General features: G+C 60.8%; 9 protein-coding genes. 4 read left to right on the forward strand and 5 right to left on the reverse strand.

Features of this window, described 5'->3' with window-relative positions; all coding sequences use genetic code 11:
- Nucleotides 1-22: 22 nt before the first annotated feature.
- The gene (locus tag LRO94_RS16110; protein ID WP_179178868.1) at nt 23-1,012 is read right to left on the reverse strand and encodes an alpha/beta fold hydrolase; all 990 of its coding nucleotides are present in this window, start codon (nt 1,010-1,012) and stop codon (nt 23-25) included.
- 276 nt (nt 1,013-1,288) lie between these two features.
- On the opposite strand from LRO94_RS16110, the gene LRO94_RS16115 reads away from it, so the two are divergent.
- The 3 genes from LRO94_RS16115 to LRO94_RS16125 are packed head-to-tail and all read left to right on the forward strand — an operon-like array spanning nt 1,289 to nt 4,563.
- Complete coding sequence (locus tag LRO94_RS16115; RefSeq protein WP_095184565.1) at nt 1,289-2,827, forward strand: flavin-containing monooxygenase; 1,539 nt, start codon at nt 1,289-1,291, stop codon at nt 2,825-2,827.
- Complete coding sequence (locus tag LRO94_RS16120; protein WP_032886509.1) at nt 2,824-3,714, forward strand: SDR family NAD(P)-dependent oxidoreductase; 891 nt, start codon at nt 2,824-2,826, stop codon at nt 3,712-3,714. Before LRO94_RS16115 ends, LRO94_RS16120 begins: the two co-directional genes overlap by 4 nt.
- Before the next feature lie 15 nt (nt 3,715-3,729).
- Nucleotides 3,730-4,563, forward strand: a complete 834-nt coding sequence (locus LRO94_RS16125) for a metal-dependent hydrolase (RefSeq protein ID WP_179178867.1) — start codon at nt 3,730-3,732, stop codon at nt 4,561-4,563.
- Here the strand turns inward: LRO94_RS16125 and LRO94_RS16130 are convergent.
- Nucleotides 4,560-6,635 carry a PTS sugar transporter subunit IIC/EAL domain-containing protein gene (locus tag LRO94_RS16130; RefSeq protein WP_095184563.1) on the reverse strand — a complete coding sequence of 692 codons (2,076 nt, stop codon included), beginning with the start codon at nt 6,633-6,635 and terminating at the stop codon, nt 4,560-4,562. The genes LRO94_RS16125 and LRO94_RS16130 overlap by 4 nt on opposite strands.
- A gap of 285 nt (nt 6,636-6,920) precedes the next feature.
- Between LRO94_RS16130 and LRO94_RS16135 the strand changes: the two genes are divergently transcribed.
- Nucleotides 6,921-7,250, forward strand: coding sequence for a DUF6388 family protein (locus LRO94_RS16135; protein WP_032886512.1), 330 nt, complete (start codon nt 6,921-6,923; stop codon nt 7,248-7,250).
- A gap of 8 nt (nt 7,251-7,258) precedes the next feature.
- Here the strand turns inward: LRO94_RS16135 and LRO94_RS16140 are convergent, their stop codons facing one another.
- From LRO94_RS16140 to tssM, 3 genes are read right to left on the reverse strand one after another with little or no spacing between them, the layout of a single operon-like run.
- Nucleotides 7,259-8,101 carry a serine/threonine-protein kinase gene (locus LRO94_RS16140; RefSeq protein ID WP_179178866.1) on the reverse strand — a complete coding sequence of 281 codons (843 nt, stop codon included), beginning with the start codon at nt 8,099-8,101 and terminating at the stop codon, nt 7,259-7,261.
- The gene (locus tag LRO94_RS16145) at nt 8,098-8,820 is read right to left on the reverse strand and encodes a PP2C family protein-serine/threonine phosphatase (RefSeq protein ID WP_122756546.1); all 723 of its coding nucleotides are present in this window, start codon (nt 8,818-8,820) and stop codon (nt 8,098-8,100) included. Before LRO94_RS16145 ends, LRO94_RS16140 begins: the two co-directional genes overlap by 4 nt.
- Nucleotides 8,817-12,194: a type VI secretion system membrane subunit TssM gene (gene tssM / locus LRO94_RS16150; RefSeq protein WP_179178865.1), complete on the reverse strand. Its 3,378-nt coding sequence runs from the start codon at nt 12,192-12,194 to the stop codon at nt 8,817-8,819. The genes LRO94_RS16145 and tssM overlap by 4 nt, the downstream gene beginning before the upstream one ends.
- Between the last annotated feature and the right edge of the window lie 4 nt (nt 12,195-12,198).

A 12,198-nucleotide genomic window follows, 5' to 3' on the forward strand; every position in this document is an offset into this window, starting at 1 on the left:
GAACCCGCAATGAGTACCTCGATTATTTGTTCGCCAGGGCAAAGGGCGGATGCAGGACTGTGGCCGTTTGCGCCGGACGCGCGCGCTTGGCCACCTGCAACACCGCCTCAACCACTCGCGCCGTGGCGGTGATCGGCAGCATATGGCCGCGCCCTTCCACCACTTGCAGCTTGAGGCCTGGCACTTTGTCGGCGAGGGCCTGGCCGTGTTTGCGAAAGTCCAGCACCTTGTCTCGCGCGCCATAGATCAGGCCGATGGGCAGCGTCAGTTGCGAGTAGCGCTTGACCATGTCCGGCAGGAAGTCGTTGACCTGTGCGATCTCGCTGGAGGCTGCATAAAAGTTGTCGGGGCGCATGCCCAGCAGCCCGCCGCCCTGGGTGGCGAAATCTTCGGGAGCGGTGTCCGGGGCGAATACGCCCTTGACCACCGAACGCCGGGTCAACAGGCCAATGGGCACGGTGAGGGTATGGGCGACCCAGCGCCGTAACCAGGCCGGTCGCACCGCCAGCGACCAGAACACCAACGGTAAGGTGGGTTGGGGATGGGTCAGCGGCGCCACCAGCACCAGGCCGGATACGGCCTCGGGGTGGTCGAGGGCCAGGGCCAGGGATATCGCTCCGCCCAGGGAATGCCCCAACACCAGGGGCTTTTCCAGGCCCAGTGCTCGCATAAACGCTGCGACCTGACGCGCCTGGGCCGGCAGGTCCGCTGGCGTGCCTTTATGACGCGTGGAATAACCCGACCCGGGACGGTCGAGGGTGATCACCCGAAAATGCTCACGCAACTGGCCGGACAAGGCATAGGTCAGGTTGCGACTGCTGCCCATCAGCCCGTGAATCATCACCAGGGGTGGGCCTTTGCCCTCTTCTACATAATGAAAGCGCTCGCCATCGACCTCCACCAAGCGCCCATTGATGGGGACAGCGGCTTCAATGCGCCGTGTCATCCAGGCGCTGAAGCCCCATAACACCGCACTTGCGCCCGCCGCAGCGGCAACCCACTCCACAGCCATAGCTCGGTCCTCTGCTTCCCTGCTGCTGGCGACCCGACCGGAATTGGTCAAGGCCTCAGCCATCGCCCGCCCCCTGGACTTTGACCTCATGCGGACCGTGCTCGTCCGTCGGACAAGTGGTGCATACCAAACATGGTCCTAGCGTAGGCGATATTTTCAGGTAGATTATTTAAAATCTTTTTTAAAATAATTAATTCAATTTTTCTTTGCAATGGTGTTTTATCTAAAAGACAAAACAAAAACAGGAGCACATCCGATGCCCATCAAGGACAGCCTATGAATGCCCACAGTGAATCCATCGACATCGCCATCATCGGTTCAGGCTTCGCCGGCCTGTGCATGGCCATCAAACTCAAAGAGGCCGGGTTCACCGACTTCTTTATCGCCGAACAGGCCGAGACCCTCGGCGGTACTTGGCGGGACAACCACTACCCAGGCTGCGCCTGCGATGTGCAGTCCCATGTGTATTCGTTTTCCTTTGCGCCCAACCCGAACTGGACGCGACAGTTCGCGCGCCAAGCGGAAATCCGCGCCTACCTGGAGCAATGCGCTGTGCGCTTCGGCCTGGCGCCTTACCTGCGTTTCAACAAGGGCCTTGAACGCGCAGTATTCGATGAGCAGCAGCAACGCTGGCAATTGAGCTTCAGCGATGGCCGGCACGTGAGCGCACGGGTGCTGGTATCGGGTATGGGCGGCCTGTCGCGCCCGGCGCTGCCGGAGATTCCAGGCCTGGAGAACTTCAAGGGCAAGCGCTTCCACTCCCAGCAGTGGGACCATGACTATTCCTTGAAAGGCAAACGCGTGGCGGTGATCGGCACCGGCGCCAGTGCCATCCAGTTCGTTCCGCAGATTGCGCCGCAGGTGGCCCACCTGGACCTGTTCCAGCGCACGCCACCGTGGATCATGCCCAAGCCTGACCGGGCAATTTCGCCCCTCGAACGCTGGCTGTTCAAGCACCTGCCTTTCACCCAGCGCCTGGTGCGCGGCGCCTTTTACTGGGCGCTGGAAGGTCGCGTAGTGGGCTTTGCCCTGCACCCGAGGCTGATGAAGATGGTGCAGAAAATCGCCCAACGCCATCTGCACAAGCAAGTGGCCCGCCCGTCCCTGCGCAAGACCCTGACGCCGGACTACACCATCGGCTGCAAGCGCGTGCTGATCTCCAATGACTACTACCCGGCGCTGTCGCGCAGCAATGTCGAGGTGGTCACCGACCGCGTGCTGCGCATCGAAGCCGACGGCGTGATCACCGCCGACGGCATCAAGCACCCGGCCGATTGCCTGATCTTCGGCACCGGCTTCCAAGCTACCGACCCCGTGCCTCGCGACTGCATCATCGGGCGCGACGGTGTGGACCTGATGGACGCCTGGCACGACGGCGCCCATGCCTACAAGGGCACGACGGTACCGGGTTATCCCAACCTGTTTTTGATCGTCGGGCCCAATACCGGTCTGGGGCATAACTCGATGATCCTGATGATCGAGGCGCAGGTGACCTACATCCTCGACGCACTCAAGCAGATGCAGCGCCAGCGCATCGCCACAGTGGACGTCAAGCCAGCGGTGGAACAAGCGTACAACCGCCAACTGCAGGACCAACTCAAGCGCACCATCTGGAACACCGGCGGTTGCCAGAGCTGGTACCTCGACCCGCGCACCGGCAAAAACACCACCCTGTGGCCCGGCTCCACGTGGCGCTTCAAGCAGGTCACGCGACAGTTTGCGCTCAAGGACTATGAAGTCGATCGGTTACCGCTCAATACGCCCGCCCGTCCCGCGGCGGCCGCCCATTCCACCGCAGAAGGCAGCCTGTCATGAAGTCATTCAACGGTCGCGTGGCGGCCATCACTGGCGCGGCATCCGGCATGGGTCGCGCGTTGGCTCTGGCACTCGCGCGGGAAGGTTGCCATCTGGCACTGGCGGACAAAAACGCCTCAGGCCTGGAGCAAACCCTGACGCTGATCAAGACCTCCACCCTGTCACCCGTGATGATCACCACCCAGGTGCTGGACGTGTCCGATCGCCAGGCCATGGAAGAATGGGCCGCGCGCTGCATGGCTGAGCACGGCCAGGTCAACCTGGTGTTCAACAATGCCGGGGTGGCCCTCTCCAGCACCGTGGAGGGCGTGGACTATGCCGACCTGGAATGGATTGTCGGCATCAACTTCTGGGGAGTAGTCCACGGCACCAAGGCGTTCCTGCCCTATCTCAAAGCCAGCGGCGAAGGTCATGTAATCAACACCTCCAGCGTGTTTGGCCTGTTTGCCCAACCGGGAATGAGCGGCTACAACGCAACTAAATTCGCCGTGCGCGGCTTCACAGAAGCACTGCGCCAGGAACTGGATCTGCAACGCTGCGGCGTGTCGGCCACCTGCGTTCACCCCGGTGGCATTCGGACCGACATCTGCCGCAGCAGCCGCATCGACGCGAACATGACCGGCTTCTTGATCCACAGCGAACAGCAAGCCCGCGCCGATTTCGAAAAACTCTTCATCACCGATGCCGACCAGGCCGCCAAAGTGATCCTCCAAGGCATCCGCAAAAACAAACGCCGCGTGCTGATCGGCCGCGATGCGTATTTCCTCGACCTGCTCGCCCGTTGCCTACCCGCGGCCTATCAAGCGTTGGTGGTGTTCGCCAGCAAACGCATGGCGCCCAAGCAACGCAGGCCAGTATTTGAAACCAATGACGAACCCCGTCTCTGAACAGGAGCACGCACTATGCTGCCTATCCGCCGCGACGTCCGTTTTGTCCTGCCCGCCGAGCGCATCACCAACTGGCACGAACAGGGCCCGTTCATCACGCATTTTTTCAATGCCCTGTCCCTGCTGTTTCCCCAGGGCGAGCTGTTTTTCATGGACAGCGTGCGCCAATACCGCCAGCGCGTGGAGGACCCTGCGCTGAAAAAAGAGATCCAGGGCTTTATCGGTCAGGAGGCGATGCACAGCCGTGAACACGTGGCCTACAACGACCTGATGCAAGCGGCAGGGCTGCCGGCACACACCCTGGACCGGCGTCTCAAGTTCGTCCTGGACCTGCAGAAAAAACACTTTCCGCCCGCCTTCAACCTGGCAATCACCATTGCCCTTGAGCACTACACAGCGATGCTTGCGGAAATCCTGCTCAGCGATCCGTCCCGCTTTGGCGACTCACTCAAGGGCTACCAGCAGATGTGGTACTGGCACGCTCTAGAGGAAACCGAACACAAGGCTGTGGCCTTCGACGTGTGGAATACGGTGATCAAGCCCGGCCCCAAGCGCTATCTGCTGCGCACCGGCGCCATGCTGACCACCACGGTGTTCTTCTGGCTGGTCGTACTGGATTTCCACGTACGCCTCTTGATCGCAGACCGTAAGGCCGGCGGGCACCTCAAAGGCTTCTGGCGCATGCTGAAGTTTCTGTATGGGCCCAAGGGAGTTTTCCCACGGATGCTGCGGCCTTGGCTGCACTACTTCAAACCCGGCTTTCATCCATGGGACCACGATAACCGGGCGCGCCTGGAGGGCATCGACAGCCTGATCGAAGACATCGAACAGACTCAGCGCGGCCACTAGGCTTGCGCCAAGGCTTCACGCTCGCGCACAAAGCCTTCCAACTGATCGCCCGGCAGTGCCTTGCTGAAATACCAGCCCTGGATAATCAACTCAGGGCCGGTGTTCAGGAAGGCCAACTGCTCGGCGGTCTCCACACCCTCCACCACCACGCCCAGGTTCAGCGCTTCGCAGAAACGCAGCATGCCGGTCAGCACTTGGGCGCCTTTGGGATCGTGTTGGGCCACCACGAAACTGCGATCGATTTTGATGAAGTCCACCGGGAATTGGTGCAGATAGCTCAGGGCCGAAAACCCGGTGCCGAAGTCATCGATATAGACCTTGGCGCCGATGTCCTGCAATTTGCGGATGGTCTGGCGCGTGGCCGGGATGTCGCTGATCAGCGCGTCTTCGGTGATTTCCACCGACACCTGCCCATGGGCCTGAGCGAGGATTTCCACGAGGCGTTCGCCATAGGCCGCGTCGGTCAGGGTCGCGCTGGAAATGTTGATGGTCATGGGCAGCGCAAAACCGAGCTTTTGCCACTTCTGATACTGACGAATCGCCTGGGACGCCACCCACACATCCACGTCCGGCATCAGCCGCGCCTGCGCCAACCATTGCAGGAATTCCCACGGCGAGTGCACGGTGCCCTGGGCATCGCGGGCGCGCATCAGCGCTTCGCAGCCAGTACACAGGCCGGTGCGTGTCGAGACCTGCGGCTGGAATTCAAGGTAGAACTCGTAGTCGCTGATCTGTTGGATGTGGCTCAGTTCATTGGCTTGGCGCGCGAAGGTCCTGTGGGACGCCAGCACCGGGTCCAGCTCGCGCAGCCGGCCTTTCTCTTCGAGGCCTCGGAAGGTCATGTCGAGGGATTTCAGGTACACCGTGCCACCTTCAGCGGCCTGGCGATGGATTGCACGTACATACGGCGCGTACACCAGGGTGCCCAGGGCCAATAGCGTTACTTGCAGCGCGACGGCCGCCAGATCGCCGTGGGTGCTCAGGTAGGCATTGAGCAATACCGGGGAAGTGAACGGCACGCTGGCCACCGCCGGAGATACCCACCCCAACTCCACCACGGTCAACGCCACCATTGCGTTCAGGGCAGGGACTACCAGAAACGGAATGAACAGGCGTGGGTTGAGGATGATCGGCAGGCCGAACAGCAGGACTTCACTGACGTTGAACAGCGAGAGCGGCAAGCTCGCCACGGCCAGCAGGCGCATCGACTGACTCTTGGAAAACAGCAGGATTGCCACCAGCAAGCACAATGCACCGCCCGAGCCGCCGATAAAGGCAAAACTGCCCAATAGGCCGCTGTTGAGTACATATTTGATCGGCTCACCTGCTGCCAGCGCGGCGCCGTTGAGCACCACCGCCTGATCCAGTACATCGAACAGCGGTTGCATGGCGTACACGCCGTGGATCCCGAAAAACCACAACAGCGAGTTCATCAACGTGACAAACAAACCGCTGCCATAGGGCGACTCCAGGGCTTCAATCACCTGGGGCCCCTGCAACTGCGCCACGTAAGGAATCTGCAGCAACAAAGACAGCGCCACCACCAGCGCCAGAGCGGTGATGGCACCCGGCACCACCATATTGATCGTACCCCGCAGGTTGTGCCCTACCAGGTCTTCATTGACCAGGCGGGTCCAGCGGTAGCGGTACAGCCAGGCCATGGCCGGCACATTCAGCAGCGGTGAGGCAATGGCGATAAACAGGACGAACGTGGCAGACGCACGGGGGTATTCGCGCAGGATAAAGGTCGCGACCACTACATGAGCCAGGCACAGAAACGCCACCGGTAGCTGCGGCAGGCGGTACTGGATCGCCAGCATGTAACCGATGGAAGCCGCCACCAGCAGCGGAATCACTGAACTGATCTGGTTGTGCAACCCTGCGAGGAGCGCTACCACTTGCGGATCGAACCCCAGTACCCGCGCACATTCGGACAGGATCAGAAAACCCGCTGACACCAGCAGGCACGGCAGGATCCACAGCAGCCCTTCGCGGATCGCACGCAACGACTCGGTACTGGCCAAGGCAGCCAGACGCTGGGTGAAGAACAGTTTGAACAGCGTTTGCGCCATGACCCACCCTCTGCCCATCGCCCTCTGCCCATGGAAGGCAGTGCCCAAAATACCGGGGCTAACGCTACACGTCCTGACACCGGGAGCGAAAGCCTTTTGCCATGTTCAGGGCGGAAATTTCAGCAATGAATAGCAGGCAGCGCCGGTTTTTTTTCAATTGTTGAATGTTGTGACCTGGGCCGATCCTGGAATCTGCTTCAATACCTGTTGTCTGCGCTTAATGCGCATATGGCTCGTCTCGGGCCAAAAACTGAAGCCTGATTCCATCTGATTTGGAGCACACCCTTGTCACCACCTGGCGATAACCACCAGCTCGCGCTGGACCGATTCTTGAACGAACACCCCGATGTGGCCGCAGAACTGAACACCCTGAACCCGCTGGCCGCCCAGGCCAAGGGCGAAACCCTGGCACAGTACCGCGCCGAACGGTTGCATGAAGCGTTTGAGGCAGAAGCCGAACGCCAGGGTCTCTTTGCATGGGAGTTGACACTCAAACTGACCACCGACTCCTCCGAGGACTTCGAGGCCCTTCGCCTGGAAGTGCACAAGGAAGTGGCGCAGATGGCCGGACTGAGTTGGGTCGAATACTGCCAACTGCACGATTTGAACGGCTGATACACCCACTAAAAAAACCAGTGGCGTCGCCGTCCATTTATCGCTTCGCACAATTCTTCGGCCGAAAGGGTGCGTCGTTCAGGGTCCACCTCCAACGCAGAACGCAACGCGGACCAGCACTGGCGGGGCAGTTGTCGTGGCCTCGGCAATGGCTTATTCAACTGCCACTTGCCGGGGCGGTTTCCCTGGGCGAGTTCATAGATCACACAGGCCGCGCCATACAGATCGGCCTTGGCAGACAGGCGCCCGCCCGCCAGCAATTCCGGTGCCGCATACGCCGGTGTCCAGGCGTTTAAGCGGCTGCGACTCAAGCCAGGCAAACCTGCAGCCTGCTGTGCCTCGCCATGCCCCAAACCAAAATCGAACAACTGCACACCCTGCTCGCCCACCATGATATTGGCGGGCTTCACGTCGCCATGCAGAACGCCCTGCTGGTGGGCATACGCCAGAGCATCCAAGAGTTGCATTGCGATGGGTTTCAGCTCCCTCCATGGCAATCCATCAGGGCACTCCTTGAGCAGCCGGTCCAGGGTCATACCGGTGAGCAACTCCATGGTGAAGAATGCAACCTGGCGCGGGGTGTCAACCTCGAAGGAAAACGTTCTGACCACATGATCGTGGCGCAGGCTTCGGGTCAGGGCGAACTCGCTGTACAGCAATACATGGCCGTCGGGGGATTCGGCGAGCGTATCGCCCAACAGCTTCAGCGCCACCCATGCGTTGGGCTCGCCGAACGCCTCGTGCAGCAGATCACGGGCGCGGTAAACCACGCCCATCCCGCCTGTGCCCAATTCGCGTTCGAGGTGATAGCGTCCTGCAAGCAGGTTCGGCGGGCCGGTGACTGCACTCATGGCTGAACCACCACGGCCGTCAGGTCATCCCGCGCGGCCCCTCGCATTACGTTGGTAAATAAGCGATCCACCACCTGCAAGGGCGTCCCCACACTCAGGGCGCTACCCAGTTCGCCGTGGCTGAGCCCCTGATACAAACCATCGCTGCACAACAAAAATACATCCCCCGGCTGGATACTGAGCTCCAGCACTGCCAGGCTCAGTGGCTGTCGGCCGCCAATGGCACGGGTCAACGCCTTGGCATCCGGATGGGCCTGGGCCTGCTCCAGGCTCAACTGCTGCTTGTCCATCAGGTGCTGCCACAGCGCGTGGTCCCGCGACAGTTGGTACAACCGCTGTCCCCGCCACAGATAGCAACGGCTATCCCCGACCCAAATGCACGCGGCGCGATTGCCCTCGCGCAGTAGCACCACCACGGTGCTGCCCATGATGCCCTCGGCGGCTTGCTTTATTGCTTGCCCCATTTCACTGTCGAGCGATCGCAAACACCGCCTCACGGCCTCGACCCGTTCGTCAAAGCTGCCCTGATCAGGTAACGAAGCCAGGCTGCTGATTACCCAGCGGCTGGCCACATCCCCAGCCTGATGACCACCCATACCGTCGGCTACTGCCCAACACCCCCGCTGGGGGCAGTCGAGAAACGCGTCCTCGTTGCGCAAACGCGCCTTGCCCCGGGCCGTTCGCCCAGCACTGTATCCCGCGGTATGTGCCTGGTTCACAGTTGCTCCGGCAAGCGGAATGTGCGCCAGTTCGCCATTTGGAACGGACCGAGACTGCGCTGACTGCTGAGCAGGAAGTTGGCGCGCATGCCATCGAGTTCGGCCTTGATCAGCTGTGCGCCCTGACCAATCGCGGGCTCACTTTGCATCAGCTCGAAAAATCGAAACAACGACCAGGGGCCCGCGTTTTTTTCAATCCCCAACGGCCGCTGCACACCCCTCTCCAGTACCAGGCTGCTACGGCCATTATCCGTCTCGCCCGGCCACTGGAACGCCATAGGCACAATCGGACCATGACGGTATTCAAGGTGTTGATCCCCAATGCTCAAGACGGCACGGCTGACTGCCTGATCAAGGCTATAGGGAGCCAGCGTGAACCGCACCGCCCAGTCCCCCTGATCTTCGGTGAAGAAGCCCTGGCGGATCATCTGGGCTCTGGTCAGTTGGTCCAACAGTGAGCGCGACAGCCCCAGGCTACGGCCATCGAGTCCCCGTAGGCGATAGCGACTGCCCTCGGCACTGACAAAGGAGCGCAGGTAGCTTTCATAAAAGCTCGCCATGGCGCCCTGGGGTTTGAAAAACGCCTGGAAATCGCCAAGGGCGACATCACTGGTGGCAGTGGCATCGAACGGATACCGATGCTGGATCGCCTTGGTGTAAAAACCATAGACCTCACTTTGGTAGCGCTGATTGATATACACATAGGCATCGTCGAGCAGTAGTCGCCAGCTGTCATCGGCAATGCCTTCAAACCAGCCTTTGAGCGGCAGCGGCAAGCGCGCAGCAGCATCACGCAGGCTACCCAACAACGGCTGTTGCCCTTCCATACGCTGCCTGACCATCGTAAATACCGCCTGCTCCGGCACGCCTTCGCGGTTCAGGGCCGCCAGTTGCAGATGCCATCCATCGAGCAGCCGCAAAGCCTGCGTCAGCTCAACGCCGGGGTTTTGTTCCGCATCCAGCAATTGATGCAGAGGTTCGAACCGACGCTGCAGCGCGCGTCGGGCAGAGTCAGGTGCAGCCTGCCCCTGCAGTTGGCTGAGCAACACACTGGAAGCGGAAGTCTCCACATCCAAGACCTGTTGGGTAACGGCCTCAAGGCGATCAGTGGCCGAGAGCAAGCGCGTATTTTCCCGAACCTGTTGCAACAGTTGCACCAACGGCGACTGCGCTGACGCCAGGCTGGCAAGCCCGTCCGCATGCTGCCTCAGGCTGTTACTTTCCTGCAGACGGACTTGGCCAAGGGCCTCACTCCACGTATCAGCGTACTCACTGAAATAGCGCTGCTCCAACTCCAGCATCAAACGCCGCAAATCCAGTGCACTCAGATCTGCGCCCTCCCCGATGACCCAGTTATCCTGAGCGATGGAGTTGACCAGCCGCGGGCCTTGCCTTTCAAAATACTGCACATACCGTTTGGTGTAGAAGCCGGGTATGGGCTGCTCGGCAGTGACAAACCCCCGTCCCTCGGCCAGGCGAAGCGGCTCAAGACTTCTCGCTTGGTCACGCAGCACCCGGTAGACCACGCCTGCCAAGGATTCACCACGCAACTCCTGGCGAGCCTCGGCAACCAGTTCAACGTCCGAGGACGTCTCGAACGACAGCCCCAGTAATATTGCAAGGTGTTCATTCAACCGATTCTGCGTCGCAGCATCACCGGCATAACGCACCGACCAATGACCGGCTACACGCTGCGCCAGCCAACCGTTATCGCGACGCTCACGCAGACTGAGCATCAGGTATGCCCGCAGGCTATCCAGCAGTTCCTCGCGGTCGCCAAGACTGGCTCGCACCTGTTCTTCCAGCATCGAGGAGACCAGAGGCAGCAACTGCTCACGCAGTGAATCTTCATAGGCACTCACCAGCAGCGGCCGACTCAGCTCCCCTTGATACAACCCCCCGCGCTCGACCAATCGAGCGTCCGCCAACGCGGGAAATACCTGGGTAGCGGCCAAGCGAGCATCTAACAGCGGCAGCCGCGCCAGGGTAACGTCCAACCCTGGCACGGCGGGCGGCTGTGGTTTGCTCAGTTGAGCCAGTTGAATCAAGCGTTGGTGGTTGACCGAATAGCTGTAGGCCCACAGCCCTCCCGCGCCGAGAATAGCCAGGGAAGCCGCCAACGCCAGCAACCCTTGATGTCGACGGATACGCTGTCGCTCTGGAGTATGCAGTCCCGCAAGATTGGCCTCGGCAAAAATCACCCGGTTGAACAGGCCCTGTACAAAGTGGGAACGTCTGTCAGCCGTCTGCGCACACGTCAGGTAAAACCCGCGCAAACCGTTAATACGCTGGAAGCGGTGGGCAGAGAACGCAGACTCCACAAACAGGCACAAACGCTCACCGATTTGCGCGACCTGCCGCGGAAAGTCGAGCATCTGGCCGCGACGCTCTGCGTTTCGCTCCTGGTGCAAACGCGGGATCAACTCTGCGGCGAGGCGTTGCAGCAACGCCTCGAACGCTTCACGGACCTGTGTAATGTCAGCACCGGCCGGGCCTGTCACCAAACGCTCTCCCAGCAGAGAGTCGGCACTGTCGCCCTGTGCCGCATCAAAGAATTCCACAAAGCCTGGCAGTCGGTCCGCGTGGGTCAACACCAAGTAAATCGGCACATCCGCATGCAGCGTCTGCTGGATGTCCTGCAACCGCGTATGTACGTTTCGCGCATGCAAGTCCAGATCGCGTTCATTGCTGCCAAGCAGCGTCTCCACCGCCAGGGTCACGATCACGCCATTGAGCGGACGTGCCCTGCGCCGGACTTTGAGCAGGCCTAGAAACGTCGACCACCCTGCCCCGTCAACGGCGCTATCCGGTTGAGCCAGGTAGCGCCCCGCACTCTCGACGAGTACGGCATCGTCGGCCAGATACCAATCAAAATACTGCGTCGCGCCAGGGGTTTTAATCCCCTCGCCTCGATCAAGCGCAAAGTGCGATCCGCAGGCAGCCAACAGGCGAGTCTTGCCGCTGCCCTGCTGCCCGATCAACAGATACCACGGCAAGTCGCTGCGCCAACGCTCACTGCGTTCACCGTAGCGACGCGAGGTTTTCAGCGTGTGCAACGCCTCCTTGAAGCGCCCTCTTACCTGCTTCTGCTCGTCCTCGACCAACCCCAGGCGCTCATGACGCTCCTGGTGTGCAGGCTGGTTAAGTCGTGCGGAACGGCGCCCACCCACCATGACCATCGCTAGCCCCCACAGCAGGAACAATCCACTGATGGTCAACAGCCGAGCCGGAGCGCCTTGCCAGAACCGGTGATCATCCACCGCCAGCAACGGCCCAAAAAACCATACGAGCAGCGCGCTGCACAACACGATCAACAGGCTCCAGACCCAACTTTTGCGCAGCACTGTGCCCACGCCCATGAAGAATGCGTTCATTCAT

It is taken from the genome of Pseudomonas sivasensis, from assembly GCF_021391435.1.
Taxonomy (GTDB): Bacteria; Pseudomonadota; Gammaproteobacteria; order Pseudomonadales; family Pseudomonadaceae; genus Aquipseudomonas; species Aquipseudomonas sivasensis.